Source organism: Thauera sp. WH-2 (assembly GCF_048321015.1).
GTDB lineage: Bacteria > Pseudomonadota > Gammaproteobacteria > Burkholderiales > Rhodocyclaceae > Thauera.
Genome location: NZ_JBLWFG010000005.1, coordinates 237,410 through 257,793, shown reverse-complemented (window position 1 = coordinate 257,793; position 20,384 = coordinate 237,410). Strand labels below are relative to the sequence as shown.

16 protein-coding genes are annotated in these 20,384 nt (G+C 68.2%); 6 read left to right on the top strand and 10 right to left on the bottom strand.

Going from position 1 to position 20,384, the window contains the following annotated elements:
* Window positions 1–144: 144 nt before the first annotated feature.
* The 6 genes from ACNKW1_RS10875 to ACNKW1_RS10850 are packed head-to-tail and all read left to right on the top strand — an operon-like array spanning window position 145 to window position 9,675.
* The gene (locus ACNKW1_RS10875; RefSeq protein ID WP_418364629.1) at window positions 145–297 is read left to right on the top strand and encodes a rubredoxin; all 153 of its coding nucleotides are present in this window, start codon (window positions 145–147) and stop codon (window positions 295–297) included.
* A 56-nt stretch (window positions 298–353) separates the two neighbouring features.
* A complete protein-coding gene (pilG, locus tag ACNKW1_RS10870; RefSeq protein ID WP_418364597.1) occupies window positions 354–740 on the top strand; it encodes a twitching motility response regulator PilG in 387 nt (128 codons plus the stop codon).
* Between the two features lie 19 nt (window positions 741–759).
* Window positions 760–1,125, top strand: a complete 366-nt coding sequence (locus ACNKW1_RS10865) for a response regulator (RefSeq protein ID WP_418364596.1) — start codon at window positions 760–762, stop codon at window positions 1,123–1,125.
* A 5-nt stretch (window positions 1,126–1,130) separates the two neighbouring features.
* On the top strand, window positions 1,131–1,637 hold the full coding sequence (locus ACNKW1_RS10860; protein ID WP_418364595.1) for a chemotaxis protein CheW: 507 nt from the start codon (window positions 1,131–1,133) through the stop codon (window positions 1,635–1,637).
* Between the two features lie 47 nt (window positions 1,638–1,684).
* Window positions 1,685–3,796 (top strand): methyl-accepting chemotaxis protein, encoded by a 2,112-nt coding sequence (locus ACNKW1_RS10855; protein ID WP_418364594.1) that lies wholly within the window; start codon window positions 1,685–1,687, stop codon window positions 3,794–3,796.
* Window positions 3,797–3,819: 23 nt separating this feature from the next.
* Window positions 3,820–9,675 (top strand): Hpt domain-containing protein, encoded by a 5,856-nt coding sequence (locus ACNKW1_RS10850; RefSeq protein WP_418364593.1) that lies wholly within the window; start codon window positions 3,820–3,822, stop codon window positions 9,673–9,675.
* Window positions 9,676–9,757: 82 nt separating this feature from the next.
* Here the strand turns inward: ACNKW1_RS10850 and ACNKW1_RS10845 are convergent, their stop codons facing one another.
* The 10 genes from ACNKW1_RS10845 to ACNKW1_RS10800 all read right to left on the bottom strand — a co-directional run bounded on the left by ACNKW1_RS10845 (window position 9,758) and on the right by ACNKW1_RS10800 (window position 20,269).
* Window positions 9,758–10,921 carry a THUMP domain-containing class I SAM-dependent RNA methyltransferase gene (locus tag ACNKW1_RS10845; RefSeq protein ID WP_418364592.1) on the bottom strand — a complete coding sequence of 388 codons (1,164 nt, stop codon included), beginning with the start codon at window positions 10,919–10,921 and terminating at the stop codon, window positions 9,758–9,760.
* 212 nt (window positions 10,922–11,133) lie between these two features.
* Window positions 11,134–12,156, bottom strand: a complete 1,023-nt coding sequence (locus tag ACNKW1_RS10840) for a formate dehydrogenase subunit gamma (protein WP_418364591.1) — start codon at window positions 12,154–12,156, stop codon at window positions 11,134–11,136.
* A 10-nt stretch (window positions 12,157–12,166) separates the two neighbouring features.
* A complete protein-coding gene (locus tag ACNKW1_RS10835) occupies window positions 12,167–12,403 on the bottom strand; it encodes a hypothetical protein (protein WP_418364590.1) in 237 nt (78 codons plus the stop codon).
* Window positions 12,400–13,026 (bottom strand): formate dehydrogenase FDH3 subunit beta, encoded by a 627-nt coding sequence (gene fdh3B, locus ACNKW1_RS10830; protein WP_418364589.1) that lies wholly within the window; start codon window positions 13,024–13,026, stop codon window positions 12,400–12,402. Before fdh3B ends, ACNKW1_RS10835 begins: the two co-directional genes overlap by 4 nt.
* A gap of 18 nt (window positions 13,027–13,044) precedes the next feature.
* Window positions 13,045–15,957: a formate dehydrogenase subunit alpha gene (locus ACNKW1_RS10825; RefSeq protein ID WP_418364588.1), complete on the bottom strand. Its 2,913-nt coding sequence runs from the start codon at window positions 15,955–15,957 to the stop codon at window positions 13,045–13,047.
* Window positions 15,958–15,970: 13 nt separating this feature from the next.
* Window positions 15,971–16,177, bottom strand: a complete 207-nt coding sequence (locus ACNKW1_RS10820) for a twin-arginine translocation signal domain-containing protein (RefSeq protein ID WP_324525247.1) — start codon at window positions 16,175–16,177, stop codon at window positions 15,971–15,973.
* 68 nt (window positions 16,178–16,245) lie between these two features.
* Window positions 16,246–16,893 (bottom strand): TorD/DmsD family molecular chaperone, encoded by a 648-nt coding sequence (locus tag ACNKW1_RS10815; RefSeq protein WP_418364587.1) that lies wholly within the window; start codon window positions 16,891–16,893, stop codon window positions 16,246–16,248.
* 10 nt (window positions 16,894–16,903) lie between these two features.
* Complete coding sequence (locus ACNKW1_RS10810; protein WP_418364586.1) at window positions 16,904–19,024, bottom strand: 4Fe-4S binding protein; 2,121 nt, start codon at window positions 19,022–19,024, stop codon at window positions 16,904–16,906.
* A 127-nt stretch (window positions 19,025–19,151) separates the two neighbouring features.
* The gene (locus tag ACNKW1_RS10805) at window positions 19,152–19,805 is read right to left on the bottom strand and encodes a DUF3306 domain-containing protein (RefSeq protein WP_418364585.1); all 654 of its coding nucleotides are present in this window, start codon (window positions 19,803–19,805) and stop codon (window positions 19,152–19,154) included.
* Window positions 19,802–20,269: a DUF3305 domain-containing protein gene (locus tag ACNKW1_RS10800; RefSeq protein WP_418364584.1), complete on the bottom strand. Its 468-nt coding sequence runs from the start codon at window positions 20,267–20,269 to the stop codon at window positions 19,802–19,804. Before ACNKW1_RS10800 ends, ACNKW1_RS10805 begins: the two co-directional genes overlap by 4 nt.
* Window positions 20,270–20,384 lie beyond the last annotated feature (115 nt).

Sequence of the window (20,384 nt, the reverse complement as noted above, 5' to 3'; positions counted from 1 at the left end):
ACGGCGGCGTATCAGGAATCGCAATTGGCATGAGCGAGAACTACGCCACGTTTGCACCACAGAGGATGCGTTAAGATTCCGCGAATTCTAACGCCAAGCCTTAAGCTGCGCAGACTCATGGACGATACTTCATACCGCACCTGGATGTGCCGGATCTGCGGCTTCATCTACGACGAAGCCGCAGGCTTGCCAGACGAAGGCATCGCACCCGGCACGCGCTGGGAAGACATTCCGCCCAACTGGACCTGTCCGGAGTGCCACGCCGGCAAGGGTGACTTCGAGATGGTCGAGATCTGAGTGGCGCCACGAAGCCGTGGCCCCGCACCTGAAGAACGAAGGGGAGACGACAGAGCATGAACATTGCCGGGCTGAAGGTGATGGTCATCGACGACAGCAACACGATCCGGCGCAGCGCCGAGATCTTCCTCACCCAGGCGGGCTGTGAGGTGCTGCTGGCCGAGGACGGGTTCGACGCGCTTGCGAAGATCACCGACCACCATCCGGACGTCATTTTCGTAGACATCATGATGCCGCGCCTCGACGGCTATCAGACCTGCGCGCTGATCAAGAAGAACCCGCGCCTGTCCTCGACCCCCGTGATCATGCTTTCTTCCCGTGACGGCCTGTTCGACCGTGCGCGTGGGCGTATGGTCGGGTCGGACGAATACCTCACGAAGCCCTTCACCAAGGACAGCCTGCTCAAGGCAGTCTCCGCCCACGCCACGCAACGCAACCACTGAACAGGACAGGATCACGAAGATGCCGATTCACAGGATTCTCGTCGTCGACGACTCGCCCACCGAGCGCCTCGCCATGCAGGAAGTGCTCGTGAAGAACGGTTACGAAGTGCTGACCGCCCAGAGCGGAGAAGAAGCCATCGCGCGCAGTCAGGCCGACCACCCCGACCTCATCCTCATGGACGTGGTCATGCCCGGCATGAACGGCTACCAGGCCACGCGCACGATCTCGCGCCACGACACGACGCGTGACATCCCCATCATCATGTGCACCACCAAGGGCGAAGAAACCGACAAGATCTGGGGCATGCGCCAGGGCGCACTGGCCTATCTGGTCAAGCCGGTCGACCATCAGGATCTGCTCGCCCGCATCCGGGCCATGGGCTAAGCGCCATGGGCCGCAGCAGCCTGCGAGAATTCCAGGAACGGCTGGCACGTCGGCTCGCCGAAGCGGGCACCACCGGGCGTCGCGGCCTGCTCGGGTTTGCCTGTGGAAGCGAGCACTGGCTGATCGACCTGGCCGAAGCGGGGGAGATCCTTCCTCCGCCGGGCCTGTCTGCCGTTCCCCTTACCCACCCTTGGTACCGTGGGCTGGCCAACGTACGCGGCACGCTGTTCGGCGTAGTCGATTTCGCCCTCTTCAACGGTCAGCCGGCCACCCCCGCCGGGGGCAGCGCACGCCTGCTCCTGATTGGCGCCCGCCACGGCGTGAACGCCGCCCTGCTGGTGGGCGCCTCGACCGGGCTGCGTGCGCATGAAGACTTCGAGGCCGAAACCGAAGCCGATGCACGCCCCTGGGTGAGGCGCCGCCTGCGCGACCTCCAGGGTCGCGTCTGGCTCGAACTCGACCCCGTGCGCCTGCTCTCGCAACCTGCCTTCCTCGACGCCGGCCTCGAATGACGAGCCCGCCGATTTCCGCCCAAAACGACTGAATTCGAGCTTCCATCATGGCACTGAACCTGTTCACCAAGAAGAATGCGGCCCCCGGCAGCACCGAGGAGAGCACGATTCTCGAAACCGGCGCCCCGCGGCGCACGCCAGCCTCCGATACCAAGCCGGTTCCGGAGCGCTCGGGAAGCGACCTTCGCGGCCTCGGCATGATGCTCGCGGCGCTGGTCATCGCCACGATCGGCCTGCTCGTCTACCAGGGTCGAACCTCCTCGCTCAACACGCTGCAGGTGAGCGCCTCCAGCGAACTGCAGACCTTGTCCCAGCAGTTGGCCCGCTCCGCGCAGATGGTCCGCTTCGGAGACGCGGGATCGATCGCCGAACTGAACAGCACCCGCACCCGCTTCGCCAGTCTGCTGCAGACCCTGGACGAAGGCGGCACCTACGGTGACGCCATCCTGCCTCCGGTTCCGGAGACGGTACGCCCGCAACTGGAGCAGCTCGGGGCGGTCTGGAGCAAGACTTCCAGCGCAACCGCGCAACTCGCCAATCAGGCCGACATCTTCGTGGCCGTCGCAGCCGCGGTGCAGACCATCAACGGCGAAAGCGCAGCGCTCTTCGACGCAAGCGAGGACATGCTGCGACAAGCGATCGCCGACGCGTCCGACACCGGCCTCCTGTCCGCAGCCACTGCCCTCTCGATGCAGGCCCAGCGCGCGGCCGGGCACGCCAACACCTTACTGCTGGCCGAGGAAGCCACACCTGAAGCAGCCGCCGCACTTGGCGCGGCCGGCGACCGCATGCGGGAGCAACTGGAGCAGCTCAAGCGCAGGGCCGCAGGCACCCGCCTCACCAGTGCCGCCCAGGAGCTCGAGATCGTCGCAGGCCCGACGCTGACCGCGATCAACAGCATCGTCGCCGGCACCCACCCCCTGCTGCAGGCACGGGAAGCCGCGCGCGGGATCGCGAGCGACGCTGCGCCGCTGCTCGCCGGCAGCGCATCGCTCACAGACGCGCTGACCCGCATCTCGAGCGGCTTCGGGCCACTGCACGTCGGCGCCCTGCTGACCGCCGCCCTGTCGGTATTCCTGCTGATCCTGATGATCCGAAGCTACGCCAGCGACCTCGCCGCCCGCCGCGCAGCAACCGAGGTTGAGCGCCAGAAGGCTGAGAACGAACGCAACCTCTCGCAGCAGGCCATCCTGCGCCTGATGAACGAGATGGGCGACCTCGCCGACGGCGACCTTACAATGCGCGCGACCGTGTCGGAAGACATCACGGGCGCCATCGCCGACTCGGTGAACTACACCATCGAAGAGCTCGCGGTTCTCGTGCGGCGAATCAACGACGCGGCTTCGCGCGTGACCAATGCGACCGAATCCGCACGCAACACCTCCAACGAGCTGCTCGACGCGACCGAGCGGCAGTCGCGCGAGATCGAAGAGGCGGGCACGACCACCGAGCGCATGGCCCAGTCGATGACGGAATCCTCCGAGCGTGCCCTGCAGTCCGCGGCAGTGGCGCGCCGCTCACTGGACGTCGCGCGCAAGGGCGCGGACGCGGTGGCGAACACCATCCGCGGCATGAACGACATCCGCACCCAGATCCAGGAGACGGCGAAGCGGATCAAGCGCCTCGGCGAATCCTCGCAGGAGATCGGCGAGATCGTGGAGCTGATTTCCGACATTACCGAGCAGACCAACGTGCTGGCGCTGAACGCCGCCATCCAGGCCGCCTCGGCGGGTGAGGCCGGCCGCGGCTTCACCGTCGTTGCGGAAGAAGTGCAGCGCCTGGCCGAACGCTCCGCAGAGGCGACCAAGCAGATCGCAGCGATCGTGAAGACGATTCAGACCGACACCCAGGACGCAGTGGTCGCAATGGAAAATGCGACCCAGGACGTGGTCGAAGGGGCGCAGCTGTCCGACGCCGCAGGCCAGGCGCTGGCAGAGATCGACGCGGTGAGCACCGACACCGCCCGCCTCATCGAGCAAATCTCTGCCGACATCCAGACCCAGGCCGCGACCGCCAGCCGGGTGGCCGAAACCATGAAGGACATCCTGGCAGTCACCGAGCAGACCTCGCTCGGCACCCGTGAGACGGCAGTGTCGATCGAGCAGCTCGCCGAGCTCGCGGTCGAGCTGAAAGGTTCAGTTTCGGGCTTCAAGGTCTGAGCACCCCGCCAGGAAGATCAAGCATGACAAACGCCACCGAGCCCGACCTGGGCGCGCTGACCTGGGTCAAGGGCGAAATCGATGCCGCGCTCGCGCGTGCGCGGGAAGCGCTGGAGCAAGGCGCCGACGCCGACGGCACCGCCGGCCTGCAGTTTGCCCAGACTCACCTGCACCAGGTTCGTGGCGCGCTCGCGATCGTTGGCCTGGACGGTCTGACCCAGTTCGCCGACGCCACAGAGAAACTGCTCTCGTCCATGGCACATGGCGAGGCAGGCGCCCCTGCAGCGCAGCGCGAACTCGTGCGGCGCGCACTTGCGATGATCGGCAACTACCTTGATGAACTCGCTCACGGCGCGCCAGACCAGCCGCTCCGCCTCGGCGATACCTATCTCGAGCTCGTTGCAGCGTCCGGCCAAACCGCAGCTGGCCCGGTGGACCTGTTCCATCCGGATCTTTCCCGCCGCCCCCCGGCCCTGGCCGCCTCTCCTACAGCCTCTCCTACAGCCTCTCCTACAGGCTCTCCTACAGGTTCCGCTACTCCCTCAGCCAGCGACGACGCCGGCAGCGCACTGCGCAACGCGCGCAGCCGCTTCGAGCGCGGCCTGCTCGACTGGTTGCGCAAAGGCAACGCGGGTGAAGGCGCGCGCACCATGCGCGAGGCGATCGCCGAGGTCGCCGGACTGCAGCAAGGCGCGCCCGCGCACGCGCTGTGGTGGATCAGTCTGGCGTTCTACGACGCCCTGATCGCAGACAGCCTGCAGCCCGAACCCGCAGTCAAGCGCCTGTGCACCCAGATCGACGCCCAGTTCCGTCGTCTGCTCACCAGCACCGCTTCGCAGCCCGATCGACTGCTCCGGGAACTCCTCTACGAGATCGCCCGCTGCCCGGCCGTAACGCCGCATCAACGCGCCGTGCGCAGCTTCTACGGCCTTGAAGCACTGTTGCCAACCCCCGGCGCGCAGGTAAGCGGAACACCGACAGCTCCGCTGCTCGACGCGCTGGGCCGGCACCTCGCCGCAGCACGCCTGCATTGGGATGCGTTCTGCGCAGGCACGGCCGTCGACCTGCAGCATTTCGAGCATGCGCTTGTCGAGATGGGGCCTTCGGCTGCAACGCTTTCCCGCCCGGGCGTCGAGCGCCTGATCGGCGCGCTTGCTGGTTTCGCTCACTGGCTGCGCCGAGACCCCTTGCAGTTGCCTCAGGCCGCCGCGATGGAAGTCGCCACCGCGCTGCTGACGCTCGAAACCGCGCTCGCACCGCGCCCCGCGGAGCCCGCCTTCACGGCCCGCGCCGACGCGCTGGCGGAACGCCTCGCTGCGCTTCAACGCGGCGAAACCCTGGGCGAGGATGAAGGCGGCGACAGCTTCCGCGCCGCAAGCCAGGCACAGGAAAAGGGCGCCATCGAGCAACTCGTCAAGGAGATGCGCAGCAGCTTGGCGCAGATCGAACAGACCCTGGACGACTTCTTCCGAGATCAGGCCAAGCGCGATCCGCTCGAGAAGCTGCATCACCCGCTGCAGCAGATCATTGGCGCGCTCAGCGTGCTGGGCGAAACGGAAGCGCTGGCCATTGTGCGCGACGCGGCGACGAGGATCGCCAGCCTCACGCGCGAGGATGCCAGCCCCGATGACGGGGAGCTCGAAGCGCTCGCCGAGCGGCTGTCCGCTTTCGGCTTCTACCTGGACGCCCTGCCCCGCGGCGGCGCGAATATACACGCCCTGTTGGCGCACGGCGTACCTGGAGCCGCCCACCCAACCCCCGCCGAATCCGCCTTCCCGTCCGAAGCCGAGGAAGAAGCCGGCGCACCGGCAGCGATGCCGGTGGCGGAGGCGGAAGCCCCGACAGCAACAATCGACGAGGCCTTCAACGACGAGCTTGCGCGAGCGCAGCAACTGCTCAACGAGCCACAGGCAGCGCTCGAGCTGGCACCCCTCACCGAGCCCGCCGTAGCCCCCGTGGCCGGGGCCGAGCCGCCTGCAGCAGCCCTTGCGGCTGCCGAGACTGCTGGAGAGGAGCAGGCGCCAATCGATGAGGAACTGCTGGGCATCTTCATCGAAGAAGCGCATGAGGTGCTGGCAACGCAAAGCGAGCAGCTCGAGCTGCTACGCACCGCGCCGGGAAACCAGGAGGCCCTTGTCACGATCCGCCGCGGCTTCCACACCCTCAAGGGCAGCGGGCGCATGGTCGGCCTCACTGCGCTGGGCGAGGTCGCATGGGCGGTAGAACAGACGCTCAACCGCTGGCTGCAGCTTGAATGGCCCGTGACCCCGGCGCTGCTGCACTTCATCGACGACGGTCGCGAAGTGTTCTCAAGCTGGGTGGCGTTGCTCGAAGCCGGGGACATGAGCACAGTCGAGGCAGGCGCCCTGGTCGCCGACGCCGAGCGCCTGCGCAACGCAGAGCAGGCACCCGTCCTTCCAGCGCAGGATCAGCCGCCGGCCGAGCCCCCAGCCGCTGCCCTCCCGTCGGCCGCGCCGGAAGCCCTCGAATCCGCGCTTCCCGAAATTCCGCCGCCAGAACCTGAAGCGAGCGAACCGGCACCGGCCGCCGAAGCCGAGATGGTGCTCGAGAGCGCAGCCTTCCTGATCGACGCCGAACTCGGCGAACTCCCCCCGCTCCCGCTGGAGGAAACCGCGGAAGCGCCCCACGCGCCGGCATCGGAAACAACGCCGGACAGCGGAGCGCCGGAGGACGCGGCATTTGCGGTCGAGGACTTCCCGGCTCCCGACATTTCCTGGGACGAGGAAGACCACCTGCTAGAGCCGCTGGAGATCGACCTGCTGCCCGAGCCGGTTGAAGCCGCGTTGCCCCCCGAAGCGGCCACTGCCTCCGCGGAGCTTCCTGAATTCGAGCGCACAGAACCTGAGGCGGCAGACGCCCTGGACGAGGAGACGGCGACCGCACCCACCCTCGAGGCGGTCGACATCCCCCCCGCCGAAGCGGCCGAACAGCCGGCGGTGGTACGCATCGGCGACGTCGAAATCTCCGCCGCACTGCACGAACTCTATTGCTCGGAAGCCGCGCAGCACCTCGACACGCTTGCCAGCGAGCTCCTGGCCCTGCGGGCCGGCGCCCACAGGCCGCCATCCGCCGCGAGCATCCGTGCAGTGCACACCTTCACCGGGATCTCGGGCACGACACGGCTCGACGCCCCCCACAAGCTCGGGCGCGCATTGGAGCGCGCGCTCGAGCGGCTGGCCGAGGGCGGGCGCGTGCCCGACGCCGAAGAGCTCGCGCTGTTCGAAGACGCACAGGCCGCCATGCGCGCCATGCTCGCCGACACCTGCGCCGGGCAAGCACCGCAAGAAGCCCCCACGCTCGTGAGTGCGCTCGATTCAACCGCACGGATGCTGGAGCACCCTGCGCCCACCGAGGCAGAACCAGTGATGACGGCCGAGCCAGCGGCTCAGAGCGCGTTGGCGGTCGAGGACGAAGGCGAGATCGAGTCCGCACTCGACATCGAGATAGAGCCTGCGGCCGGGGCGAAGCCAACCGACGAAGTCGCTGCAGAGCCCTTCCTCAGCGAGCCCGCCCCGTCGAAAATTCCGACGGCCCCGGTGCGCACGGAATCCGCCGCGCGGGAAGCGGCCGAACAGCTCCCGCCCGTCCGCGACGACCTCGACGCCGACCTGTTGCCGATCTTCCTTGAGGAAGCCGGCGAAGTCCTGGGGCAGTTGCACGACACCCTGCGCAATTGGCGCAATGCCCCGCATGCCGATGGCGAAGCACCGAAGGTGCTCGCCCGCCTGCTGCATTCGCTCAAGGGCAGCGCGCGCATGGCGGGGGCGATGAGCCTCGGCACGCAGCTGCACCAGCTCGAATCCCGGCTTGAGGACGGCCTTGCAGCACGCGAGTCCATCGCCAGCCTGGTGGACGCACTCGCACACGGCCTGGATCAGTCCGAGCAGACGATCGGCGCACTCACCCTGGGTGACCAGGCTGCCGAGGCGCCCAGCGAGGCCGCCGGGGCCGAAGGTGCAGCACGCGCGCCCACCGCGGCCGACGAAGGAACGCCTCAGGGCGAAGCCGCTCCCGACGCCGAAGTGCTGAGCAGCCCGACCCTGCGCGTGCGCACTGAGTTGATCGACCGCTTCGTCAACCAGTCGGGCGAGATCGGGGTCGCACGCAGCCGGATCGACGGCGAGCTGCGTACGCTGCGCCGCTCGCTGCTCGACCTCACCGAGAACGTCATCCGCCTGCGCAACCAGCTACGCGAAGTGGAGATCCAGGCCGACGTGCAGATGCAGTCGCGCATCGCACAGTCGGGGTCGGAGCATGGCGACTTCGACCCGCTCGAGCTCGACCGCTACACCCGCTTGCAAGAACTGACGCGGATGATGGCCGAGAGCGTCAACGACGTGACCACGGTGCAGCAAAACCTGCTGCTGAACCTGGACGGCGCCGAGCTTGCCCTCAACAGCCAGGCACGTCTGGCGCGCGATCTCCAGCAAGGTCTGATGCAGGTACGGATGCTGCCCTTCGAAAGCCTCGCGAGCCGCCTCTACCGGGTGGTGCGGCAGAGTGCTCGCGACCTCGGCAAGCGCGCAAACCTGGACCTGAGGGGCGGCCGCATCTCGGTCGACCGCAGTGTGCTGGAACAGATCGCCGCGCCGCTCGAGCACCTGCTGCGCAATGCGCTCGCCCACGGCATCGAAACGCCCTCGGCACGTCATGCCGCGGGCAAGCCCGAAACCGGCGACATCATTGTGAACGTACGGCAGGAAGGCAACGAGATCGCCATCGACGTCTCCGATGATGGCGCCGGCCTCGATCTCGAGCGCATCGCGGCCCGCGGCCGCGAACGCGGTCTGCTGGGCGAGCACGAGCAGGCCGACGAACGACGCCTCACCAACCTGATCTTCCTTTCGGGCTTCAGCACCGCGAGCGAGCTGTCCGCAGTGTCGGGGCGCGGCGTCGGCATGGACGTGGTCAAGGCCCAGGCCGCCGCGATCGGCGGGCGGGTGAGCGTCGCCTCCACACGCGGCGCGGGCACGCGCTTCACGATCCACATCCCGCTCACGCTCGCGGTCACCCGCGCGCTGCTGGTGCAGTCCGGCGGACGCACCTGGGCCATTCCGTCCAGCCTCGTCGCCCAGGCGATGGAGCTCAAGCCCGCCCCGCTGCGCACGCTGCAGGAGCAGCACGGCTATGCGTGGCAGGGCGAGCACTTCCCCTATCGCTATCTGCCGCGCCTGCTCGGCGACCGCGACGCGCGCCCGCTCGAACAGCGCTACAACTGGGTGCTGCTGCTGCGCGCCGGTGCGCAGCGGCTTGCCCTGCATGTGGATGGACTGCGCGGCAACCAGGACATCGTCGTCAAGAATGCGGGGCCGCAGCTCACCCGGGTGGTCGGCATGTCCGGCGCCACGGTGCTCGGCGACGGTGAGGTCGTGATCATCCTGAACCCGGTCGCGCTCGCCAGCCGAGGGCTCGGCGAGCAGGAGATCGACAGCATCCATCTGCCGCCCGAGTCCGAAGCCCCGCCACCGCTGCATCTGCCCACGGTGATGGTGGTCGACGATTCGCTGACCGTGCGCAAGATCACCGGGCGCCTGCTCGAGCGCGAGGGCTATCGCGTAATCACCGCAAAGGACGGCGTGGACGCGCTGGAGCAACTCATCGACACGCTGCCCGACGTCGTGCTCTCGGACATCGAGATGCCGCGCATGGACGGCTTCGATCTGGTGCGCAACATCCGCGCCGACAAGCGTCTGCAGCACCTCCCGGTGATCATGATCACCTCCCGTCTGGCCGAGAAGCACCGTCGCTACGCAGAAGAGATCGGCGCCAACCACTACCTCGGCAAGCCCTACCAGGAAGAGGAACTGCTCGCGCTGGTGGCGGGATACATCACGGGTCAAACCCAAGCCCCGGCCTGATACCCGCCCCGCGGCCCTGCCCGCGCGGGGGCCGCGCGTGCGGACCCGGCCCCCTTCGGGCCGGGCCCACAGCCACGCTTGATCAAGCCTCGTCGCGTGCCGGGCGCTCGCGATTGCTGCCACTCACCATGCGGTACTCATACAGCCGGCATTCAAGCGCACCGTTGAACAGGGGCGTGCGCCGACTGGCCTTGAGGCCAATGAGCTTGGGCAGCGCGGTGTCCGCGCTGAAAAAATAGCAGCGCCAGCCGCCCCAGCGCCGTTTGAGCGCATCACCCAGGCGCGGATAGAAGGCCGCAAGCGCCTCCGCCTCGCCCAGGCGCACGCCATAGGGCGGGTTCGCCACCATCACACCGGACTGCGCGGGCGGCTCTCGCTCGAGCAGGTCGGCGCGCGAAAGGCTCACACAATCCGCCAGCCCGGCGGATTCGAGGTTCACCCGGCTCCGCCGCACCCATTCGGCGACGATGTCGGAACCGTGGATGGGCAACGCGCGCACTGGCTTGCGGCGTGACTCTGCCGCTCGCCGCAGCGTCGCCCAGGCCGCGCGATCGTGAATGCGCAGGCGATCGAAGGCGAACCCGCGTCCCAGCCCGGGAGCGACATCGAGGGCCATCTGCGCCGCCTCGATGAGGAAGGTGCCGCTCCCGCACATCGGGTCGATGAGCGTCTCTCCCGGCTGCCACCCCGAGAGCCGCAGGATGCCCGCAGCGAGGTTCTCCTTCAGCGGCGCTTCGACTGCAGCCGGTTTGTAGCCGCGCTTGTAGAGCGGCTCGCCGGAGGTGTCGACATAGAGCGTCGAAGTGTCGGCAGTCAGGAACAGGTGGATGCGCACGGCCGGGTTCGCGGTGTCCACGCTCGGCCGGCGTCCGGCCACGGTCCTGAAGTGGTCGCAGACCGCATCCTTGATCCGCAGCGTGACGAACTCGAGGCTCTTGAGCGGGGATTTCTGCGCGGTGACGTAGATCCGGATCGTGTCGTCGGGCGTGAACCACTTCGCCCAGGTCACGCTGTACGCAAGCTTGTAGAGATCGACTTCCGCGCGATAGCGCCCCTGGGCCACCCGCCACAACACCCGGGTCGCAAGCCGGCTCTCCAGATTCGCGCGCTGGCACGCGACCCAGTCGCCCTGCCAGCTCACCCCACCATGGACCGCCTTCGCCTCGCGCGCCCCCAGGCTCGTCAGCTCCTCCACGAGCAGCGCCTCGAGCCCACGCGGGCAGGGAGAGAAGAAGGTTTCAGCCATGAGGTGCTCCGCGCGCGTTCAAAGCCGGCATTCTACCCGCACGAATCATGGAGATTGCGGCATGTGCCCCGAAGCAGCCGCACAACGCGCATGACACGGGCACGGGCAGCGAGAAACGCGCAAAACGGGGCCCCACGCAGCACATGCCACGCGGGGCCGAATGGCCCGGGCTGCAGGGAGGCGTCGCCCGGGCGGGGAGAGAAAACCGGCGTTCAGGGGTGCCCGGACTTGCCCGCCTTGATGTCGTGATACCACTGCTCATGGTGCTCGCGCGCCCAGGTCTCGTCGACGTAGCCGGTCTTCATCGACTCGTAGGCGCCTTCCGCGCCCAGGGTGCCCATGTAGATGTGGCCGAAGGCCAGGCCCAGCATCAGGATTGCACCAATGGCATGCACGATGTTCGCGGTCTGCATATCAGCCCGCGTCCAGTCGCCCAGGTTCGGGAAGTCCATGATCAGCCCGGAGACCGCCACGGTGAAGCCGAGGATCGTGACCCCGAACCAGAACCAGGTCTTCTCGCCGAAGTTGAAGCGCCCGGAGGGGACGTGGCTGCCGTCGAGCAGACCGCCGGCACGGCGGATCCACACCGCGTCGATCGGCCGCCAGACGTTGTCGCGCAGGAAGGCGAAGAACATCAGCAGCACGAAGATCCCGAACAGCGGGCCCACGTAGTTGTGCACCAGCTTGCCGGCGTTGAGCAGCAAGCCCAGCCCACCGTGGCCGATGAGCGGCAACAGTACGTGCTTGCCGAACAGGATTGCCAGCCCGGTGATGGCAAGCAGCAGGAAGCTGATCGCCGTGCCCCAGTGCACGAAACGCTCGAAGCCCGAGAAGCGCAGCATCTTGCGCCCGGTCTTCTGCCCATGCAGCTTCAGCGTGCCCTTGATCATCCAGAACAGCAGGATGGCCGAAGGCACGAGGATGAGGAGCCAGCCGCCGTACAGCGTGACCGGGCCGTTGCGCAGCTGGCGCCAGGTGTTGCCTTCGCTCTGGATCAGCACGCCGGCCTCGGGGCCGCGCACGGTGGTGAAGTGCTCCTCGCCGGAGCGCACCGCGCGCCACACCGGTGCGTTGTTGAGCGGCCGCTCGACCTGGCGCTGGGCCTGGTCCGCGGCGCTGCTGCCGGGCGGCGGTTCGGCCGCGTGCAACGGCAGCGCCGTCGCCCACAGCATGAGCGCGAGCAACAGCACGGCCAGCCAGCCGCCGTGTCGCACCCGCATCGATGGTGTCGTCATGGCGCTCTCCTCACTGGATGCGGTTGTACTCGTTCTGGCCGCGGGCGCGCTCCTTGAGCGCCTTCTCCCAGGCCGCACGGTCGCCCTTGAACTCGCCGCCGTCCCACGGCCGGGAGTCGGCCTTGCCGCGGTACTCGCCCTGCTCGTAGACGGTGACCTGCGGCACCTCGCTGCACGCCGACAGGCCGAGCAGCGCGGCGCCGGCGAGCGCCGCGAGCGAGATCGACTTCAGTTTGCGCGCGCTCATGACTGGCCCTCCCGCTTGCGTTCCTGCTTCTGCTGGCCGCCGCCGTAGGCGGCATCCCAGCCCCACACCTCGGCGCCGCCACCGCGGCGCAGCACGCGCTCGCGGAAGATGTTGGCCACCACGTCGGCGTCGCCGGCGATCAGCGCCTTGGTCGAGCACATCTCGGCGCACAGCGGCAGCTTGCCCTGGGCGAGGCGGTTGGAGCCGTACTTCTCGTACTCGGCCGCCGAGTTGGTCTCTTCCGGGCCGCCGGCGCAGAAGGTGCATTTGTCCATCTTGCCGCGCGCGCCGAAGGCCGCCGGGCCGTTGGGGAACTGCGGCGCGCCGAACGGACAGGCGTAGAAGCAGTAGCCGCAGCCGATGCACTTGTCCTTGTCGTGGAGCACCACGCCTTCGTCAGTCTTGTAGAAGCAGTCGGTCGGGCACACCGCCATGCAGGGCGCGTCCGAACAGTGCATGCACGCCACCGAGATCGAGCGCTCGCCCGGCACGCCGTCGTTCATCGTCACCACCCGGCGGCGGTTCACGCCCCAGGGCACCTCATGCTCGTTCTTGCACGCGGTGACGCAGCCGTTGCATTCGATGCAGCGCTCGGCGTCACAGAGAAATTTCATGCGTCCCATCGTGTTCTCTCCTCGTCCTTACGCCTTGCTCACGCGGCACAGGGTGGTCTTGGTTTCCTGCATCATCGTCACCGAGTCGTAGCCGTAGGTGGTGGCGGTGTTGACCGCCTCGCCACGCACGACCGGCGCCGCGCCTTCCGGGTACCACTCGAGCATGTCCTTGCCCTGCCACCAGCCGGAGAAGTGGAAGGGCAGGAAGACCGTGCCCGGCGCCACGCGCTGGGTGACCTGGGCGCGCACCTTGAGGCGAGCCTTGGTCGGGGATTCGACCCAGATGTACTCGCCATTGCGGAAGCCCGCGTCGTTGGCGTCCTTCGGGTTCACCTCGGCGAACATCTCCTGCTGCAGTTCGGCCAGCCAGGGGTTGGAGCGTGTTTCCTCGCCACCGCCCTCGTACTCGACCAGGCGGCCGGAGGTCATCACCAGCGGGTAGTCCTTGGAGATGTCCTTCACCTTCTCCTGCATCGACTTGTACAGGGTGGGCAGGCGCCAGAACTTCATCTTGTCGTCGTGGGTCGGGTACTTGGCGACCAGGTCCGGGCGCGGCGAGTAGATCGGCTCTCGGTGCTGCGGGACGGGGTCGGGGAAGTTCCACACCACCGCGCGCGCCTTCGCGTTGCCGAAGGGGTGGCAGCCATGGTTCTTCATCACCACGCGCTGGATGCCGCCGGAGACGTCGGTCTTCCAGTTCTTGCCCTCGGCCGCGGCCTTCTCGGCATCGGTGAGCTCGTCCCACCAGCCCAGCTTCTTGAGCAGCACGTGGTCGAACTCGGGATAGCCCATCTGCAGGTCGGCGCCCTTGGAGGCCGAACCCTCGCCTGCGAGCAGCGACACGCCGTCCTTCTCGACGCCGAAGTTGGCGCGGAAGTTGCCGCCGCCCTCCATGACGTGCTTGGAGGTGTCGTAGAGGTTGGGCGTACCCGGATGCTTCATCTCGGGGGTGCCGAAGCACGGCCACGGCAGCCCGAAGTATTCGCCGTCGCAGGGGCCGCCCACCGCCTTCAGCGTCTTCACGTCGAAGGTGTGCATGTTCTTCATGTGCAGCTTGAGGCGCTCGGGCGACTGACCGGTGTAGCCGATGGTCCAGGTGCCGCGGTTGATCTCGCGCAGCGTGTCCTCCATGCTCGGCTCGTCCCAGCCCTGGGCGTCCTTCTCGAGCTTGATGTTCTTGACGAACTCGTCGGCCCAGCCGAACTTCTTGGCGAAGGCGTACATGATGGTGTGGTCGGGCTTGGACTCGAAGAGCGGCTCGATGACCTTCTCGCGCCACTGGATCGAGCGGTTCGACGCGGTGGCCGAGCCGGTGGTCTCGAACTGCGTGCAGGCGGGCAGCAGATAAACGCCCTCCTTTCGCACCATCGCTGCCATCGCCGCGGTGGCCGACGGGTAGGGGTCGATCACCACCAGGGTGTCGAGCGCCTTCATCGCCTCGACCATCTCGGCACCGCGCGTCTGCGAATTGGGCGCGTGGCCCCAGTACACCACCGCGCGCAGGTTGCCGGCGGGCTGGTCGATGAGCTCCTTGTTCTCGAGCACGCCGTCGATCCAGCGCGACACGGTGATGCCGGACTTCTCCATCATCTCCTGCGAGGCGTAGCGGCCCTTGACCCACTCGTAATCCACGCCCCACACGCCGCACCAGTGCTTCCACGAGCCGGTCGCGAGGCCGTAGTAGCCGGGCAGCGAATCCGGGTTGGGGCCGATGTCGGTCGCGCCCTGCACGTTGTCGTGGCCACGGAAGATGTTGGCGCCGCCACCCGACTTGCCGATGTTGCCGAGCGCGAGCTGCAGGATGCAGGATGCGCGCACCATCGCGTTGCCGATCGAGTGCTGGGTCTGGCCCATGCACCAGACGATGGTGGAGGGTCGGTTCTCGGCCATGGTACGCGCGGCCAGCAGCATCTGGTCCTCGGGCACGCCGCAGGCTTCCTCCACCTTGTCCGGCGTCCATTTGGCGAGCACCTCCTCGCGGATCTTGTCCATGCCGAAGACGCGGTCGTCGATGTACTGCTTGTCTTCCCAGCCATTCTGGAAGATGTGGTACAGCAGGCCGAACAGGAAGGGCACGTCGGTGCCCGAGCGGATGCGGATGTACTGGTGGGCCTTGGCTGCGGTGCGGGTGAAGCGCGGATCGACCACGATCATCTTCGCGCCGTTTTCCTTGGCGTGCAGGATGTGCAGCAGCGACACCGGGTGCGCCTCGGCCGCGTTCGAGCCGATGAACAGCATCGCCTTGGCGTTCTGCATGTCGTTGTAGGAGTTCGTCATCGCGCCGTACCCCCAGGTATTCGCCACGCCCGCCACGGTGGTGGAGTGGCAGATGCGCGCCTGGTGGTCGCAGTTGTTGGTGCCCCAGAAGGAGACGAACTTGCGCAGCAGGTAGGACTGCTCGTTGTTGTGCTTGGAGGAGCCGATGAAGTACACCGCGTCGGGGCCGGACTCCTCGCGGATCTTCAGCAGGCGGTCGCCGACCTCGTTCAGCGCCTGTTCCCACGAGATCTTCTGGTATTTGCCATCGACCAGCTTCATCGGGTACTTCAGGCGGTATTCGCCGTGGCCGTGCTCGCGCAGGGCCGCGCCCTTGGCGCAGTGCGCGCCGAGGTTGATCGGCGAGTCGAATACCGGCTCCTGGTGCACCCACACGCCGTTGCGCACGATGGCGTCGCTGGCACAGCCGACCGAACAGTGAGTGCACACGGTGCGGCGCACTTCGGCCTGGCCCTCGGCGCGCGACACGCCCGCGGGCGCGACGGCCTCGGCGGCGCCGATGAAGTTGTAGGGCAGCTGGGTGGCGAGCGCGCCCGCACCCACACCCAGGCCCGAGCGCTTGAGGAAGGCGCGGCGGTCCATGGTCTGGCCGAGCTGGCGCGCGGCGGCGCCGCGCAGGCGACGCGCGCCGGTGGCGGCGGTCGCGGATTTCTTGGTCAACATCCTCGCGTCCTCCTCAGATCCGCGTCGTGCGGTAGTAATTGCGCATGTGCTCGCTCACGCCCTGGTCGGCGGCTTCGCGGCGCGCGTCCTCCACCACCTGGGCGGTGACCGGCGTGGCTTGCGCGGCGGTCGCCGCCAGCGCGGCGGCGCCCGCTGCACCGCCGGCACCGATCGCGGCCAGGAAGTTGCGGCGCGACAGCTTGGTGTTTTCGTCCTTCATCCTCGCTCTCCCCTCTATGCGCCGGAGCGGCTCGTGCCGGCCCGGCCTCGTTTCCATGGCGGCCGCGCTCAGCGCGCTTCCGCCTCCAGCATGTCGAACGCCTCGCGCTCGATGTCCATGAAGGCCGCCAGCAGGCCGCCGACCTTCGCGTAGAAATCCGCCCCCGGCGCCGCCGCCAGCGCACCGGCGAACTGCGCATACCAGGGCGCGAGGTGGCGGCCGAAGAAGCGCCGCTGGCGTTCCAGGCCGGCCGCGTCCGGCCCGGTCAGCACCAGGTGGCGCATGACCTCGGCGAGCGCGGCGATGTGGTCCTCGGTCTCGGTGACGCCAGGCCGACGCCCCAGGCCGAGCGCCGCGAGGTCGTCGCGCAGCTCGGCGAGCGGTTCCTCCTGCAGGAAGCCGGTGAGGTACCAGGAGCCGTTGCTCATCACCTCGGGCTTGCCGACCGAAACGAAAAGCGCGTCGAACTCGTCGACCACCGCCTGCGGCGGCATCGCCTGAGCGGCGGATCCCAGGGCGGCCCAGGCGCGCGGCAGCTCGCCGGCCTCGCCGCCGAGCGTGCGCCCGGTCTGCGCCAGCGCGGCCAGCAGCGCGTCGTCGGGCGCGGCGTGGAACAGGCGGGCGATCAGCGCGTAGTGCTCGGCACGCGCGCGGTCCTCGTCCGACCAGGTCGGCTGCGGCTGGAGGGCAATGGTGGAGGTCGCGGAGTCGTTCATTCGGAGTCGTTCACTCAGTGAGATCCCAGGCTTTCACGGCCGATCCGGTCTTCATCATGTCGATCACCCGGCAGTCGGCGCACATTCGCAGGCGGGCGCGCTCGGCCTCGCCGGCGAACATCGAGTGTCCGGACAGGCGGGCGATCATGGATTCGATCAGCGGCGCGGCGCCCATGGCCTTGCCGCAGGCGGTGCAGTGGAAGATGTCTGCCTCGCGCAGGGTGCGCACCTTGCGTGCGCCCTCTCCGCCGTACTCGCCCGGCAGCAGGCGCGGCTCAAGCGTGATCGCGGACTCCGGACAGGAGGCCTCGCACAGCCCGCACTGCAGGCAACTCTTCTCGACGAGTTCGAGACGGTAAGCGTCGCTGGCGGCGCGTAGCGCGCCCGCCGGACAGGCGCCAGTACAGGACATGCACAACGTACAGGCGTCGGACACCAGCACCTGGCCGAAGGGCGCGCCGGCCTTCAAGGCGATCGCCGCAGGCAGGCCGGCGGGCGTTTGTGCTGCAGGGGCATGCGCCACCAGGTGGCGCAACGCGAAGTCCAGCGTCTCGCGCTTCCTGGATAGCAACTGGAAACGCGCGGGCTCGGCGACGCCGGTGGCCGGCGCCCAGCCGTACAGTGCGGTCTCGAGCGTCTGCCAGTCGTCGGCATCCGCGGCAATCACACGCAGGTGATCACCTCCGTAGCCGAGCGCGGTGAGGATGTTCTGGCCATGGCCGGCCTGCGCCTGCAGCGGTGCGGCGTCGTGGCTGCCGGCGGCAAGCACCGCCACCTGGGAGGCGCCTAGCGCGAGGCTGCCGAGCATCAGGTCCAGCCCGACCGCGTCCGCGCTCCACACCTCGACCGGGATCACCCGCGCCGGCAGGCCGCGGCCACGGCGGGCCAGGCGCGCGATGGCCGCGGTGCCGGCCTCGGCGGAGTGGAACAGCAGGCAGGCGTCGCTGCCGCCGGCGCGGGCGTATTCGGCGAGCAGGGTCTTCACGCGCTGGCCGAGCTCGGGCACGCGCGGATACTGGAAGGACAGCGCGCCCGAGGGGCACACCGTGCTGCAGGTGCCGCAGCCCTTGCACAGCCAGGGATCGACCGCGATCACGTCGCCCTGGCTGCGGATCGCTTCGGTGGAGCAGGCCTCGATGCAGTTCGTGCAGCCGGTCTTCTTCGCCCGGCTGTGGGCGCACAGGCCGGCCTCGAAGGCCACGTAGCGCGGCTTCTCGAACTCGCCCACGAACTCACCCAGCGCCTGCACCGCGAGCGCCTGCTCGAAGGGGGCGCGTCCCGGGGCGGCGTAGCCGTCGGGCAGCTCGACGCGGCGCAGCAGCGGCTCTACCGAAAGGTCGAGCACGAGGTCGAAGCGCTCGCGGCGTGCGGTGTCGACGCGCGCGAAGTCGATCGCGCCGATCTCGCCACAGGCGGCGACGCAGGCGCGGTGGCTGCGACAGGCGTCGGCGTCGACCTGCAGATCCCAGCCGATCGCACCTTCGGGACAGGCCTTCACGCAGGCGTTGCAGCGCACGCACAGCTCGAGGTCGATCGGGTTGTCCTGCGACCATTCCAGCGCGAAGGCGCCCAAATGACCGGAGAGCGCCACCGGCCTGCCCGTCCACACCGGATACGCGTTGACCGCCGGCAGCTCGGCATCCTTCGTGCGCGCAGTGATCAGCACAGCCGGCTCGAAGCTGCCCGCCAGGCGCTCCGCCCAGCCCAGCGCCGCGCCCGCCTCGCCGATGATCAGCAGGCTGCGCCCGGCCGACATCTGCACCGCCGCCACCGGCTCGGGATCGGCCAGCGTGGTCGCGGCGGCGATCAGCGCAGCGAGCTTGGGCGTCGCAGCAGCGGATTCGGCCGACCAGCCGGCGTTTTCGCGCAAGTTGAAAAAGCGGATGCGCTCGCCGGCGCCGGATTCCTCTGCAAGCTCGCCAAACAGCGCGGCTTCCTGCGTACAGCCGACGTGCACCGTACGGGCGCCGGCGAGCGACGCTTCGAGTTCCGGCAGTTCGCTACCGCACAAGGCCCGATGGCAATGCACGGTGGCGGCCGCAGCGTCGGCCAGCCGCCCGGGGTCGAGCGTGAAGCTTCGGTTGCAGTCGCAGAGATGAACGCAGGCAGTCGTGTCGTGGCGGTCGGGCATGTTCAATTCCATCTATTACCTAAGCAAAGCAGTTCATAGGCCAGCGGCGAACGGAGCCAAAACCTCTAAGCACCGAAAAATACCGCACCCGATCCAAGCCATCCGGCGAGAAGCGACAATCTGTCGCTCATGGTGCGATTTGTCGCGACGGCAACCCCGTTTGATCCAGTTCCCCCTTCTCTGTGCTCCCCGCCTCTGCACCCTCCTGTCGCCCGCCCGCCTCCACCGCGCGGCCTTCCGCCCTCGCAGGCTCCTCAGCAGGTCCAGCCACGTCCCCGCGGGCGGTCGAATCACCAGGACTTTGCGCCACGCTAGCCGGCGAGGGCGCATCGTTTTCGGCCTCGTTCGCCATGAGCCATTCACGCGCGTGGCGCAGCTTGGCCAGCGCCTCGGACGGGATTGGATCCGGTTGTGAATAGTCGTCGATGTAGATGTCCAGCCCGTCCATACGGTTGAAGTGTGGATCGGAAAAAAGCTTGTGCAGCGCCTTGCGGCGCAGGGCCTCGCCCACCTCCTGCTTGAGGAAGACGCTGAAGTCAGAGGACAGTGACAGGCTCTCCACGGGCGGCAGGGGCGCCTCGGCACCGGCGGCAGCGTGTGCGCCGTCGTCGCCCCCAGCCCGCGCCGCAGCGGGCACCTCCTGTGTGCCGGACAGGACGCTATCGCTCTCCACCGTCACAGATGCGGGTGCAGCCTCGAGTTCGGGGGCCGGGCCCGGTGCGCGCTGCAAGCTCGCGGCGAGCTTGCGCCGTGACCAGCGCGAGAGGAAACTGCCGCTCACGTTCGCCTCCGGTCCAGCCCGAGCGGATCATTGCGCTTGACCTTCTTCTTTGGCTCGGGCTTGTAGTGCGTATTGACGAAGTCCCCTGCCCAGTCAGCGATCTCGCGCGGCATCGCCACCCCATCGACCTGTTCGCCCGAATCCAGCCAGCGCGCCGCCTCACCGTAGCTCACAGTCACCGCGGTCGGGCGCGCGAGGTCTTCCTCCATGCGCCACTGGATGAAGACCTTGGGAATGGGCGCTGTGATGTTGGCGAAGTAGTTCTCCGCCTCGTCCCGAAACAGCTCCAGCGCGAGCGCGCCGAAGCGCCACTGGCAACGATCGGCCTCGTCGACGATCCTGGAGGGCGCGGGATCGGCATCGTCGAAGGCGGGCACCACACCGACCGCCTCCCAGGCGGCGTCGACCCAGGGATTGTTCAGGCGGCGACGCTCCATGATCACTGCAATCGGAAATTTTTTCATCGTGCCGTCCCGTACGGTTCGAACCTATGTGGTCTACAGCATACGTGCCGGCCTGCCAGCGCGCGACCGTGGGAAACCCCAGCCGCGGGAGGGCCATGGGAGACCGGGCTTGCGG

What these genes read in the sequence shown, in the direction of transcription:
- ACNKW1_RS10825 (WP_418364588.1), bottom strand. Translation starts at nt 15,957, where the DNA reads ATGTTGACCAAGAAATCCGCGACCGCCGCCACCGGCGCGCGTCGCCTG.
- ACNKW1_RS10860 (WP_418364595.1), top strand. Translation starts at nt 1,131, where the DNA reads ATGGGCCGCAGCAGCCTGCGAGAATTCCAGGAACGGCTGGCACGTCGG.
- ACNKW1_RS10820 (WP_324525247.1), bottom strand. Translation starts at nt 16,177, where the DNA reads ATGAAGGACGAAAACACCAAGCTGTCGCGCCGCAACTTCCTGGCCGCG.
- ACNKW1_RS10810 (WP_418364586.1), bottom strand. Translation starts at nt 19,024, where the DNA reads ATGCCCGACCGCCACGACACGACTGCCTGCGTTCATCTCTGCGACTGC.
- ACNKW1_RS10815 (WP_418364587.1), bottom strand. Translation starts at nt 16,893, where the DNA reads ATGAACGACTCCGCGACCTCCACCATTGCCCTCCAGCCGCAGCCGACC.
- pilG (WP_418364597.1), top strand. Translation starts at nt 354, where the DNA reads ATGAACATTGCCGGGCTGAAGGTGATGGTCATCGACGACAGCAACACG.
- ACNKW1_RS10835 (WP_418364590.1), bottom strand. Translation starts at nt 12,403, where the DNA reads ATGAGCGCGCGCAAACTGAAGTCGATCTCGCTCGCGGCGCTCGCCGGC.
- fdh3B (WP_418364589.1), bottom strand. Translation starts at nt 13,026, where the DNA reads ATGGGACGCATGAAATTTCTCTGTGACGCCGAGCGCTGCATCGAATGC.
- ACNKW1_RS10855 (WP_418364594.1), top strand. Translation starts at nt 1,685, where the DNA reads ATGGCACTGAACCTGTTCACCAAGAAGAATGCGGCCCCCGGCAGCACC.
- ACNKW1_RS10840 (WP_418364591.1), bottom strand. Translation starts at nt 12,156, where the DNA reads ATGACGACACCATCGATGCGGGTGCGACACGGCGGCTGGCTGGCCGTG.
- ACNKW1_RS10800 (WP_418364584.1), bottom strand. Translation starts at nt 20,269, where the DNA reads ATGAAAAAATTTCCGATTGCAGTGATCATGGAGCGTCGCCGCCTGAAC.
- ACNKW1_RS10850 (WP_418364593.1), top strand. Translation starts at nt 3,820, where the DNA reads ATGACAAACGCCACCGAGCCCGACCTGGGCGCGCTGACCTGGGTCAAG.
- ACNKW1_RS10865 (WP_418364596.1), top strand. Translation starts at nt 760, where the DNA reads ATGCCGATTCACAGGATTCTCGTCGTCGACGACTCGCCCACCGAGCGC.
- ACNKW1_RS10875 (WP_418364629.1), top strand. Translation starts at nt 145, where the DNA reads ATGTGCCGGATCTGCGGCTTCATCTACGACGAAGCCGCAGGCTTGCCA.
- ACNKW1_RS10845 (WP_418364592.1), bottom strand. Translation starts at nt 10,921, where the DNA reads ATGGCTGAAACCTTCTTCTCTCCCTGCCCGCGTGGGCTCGAGGCGCTG.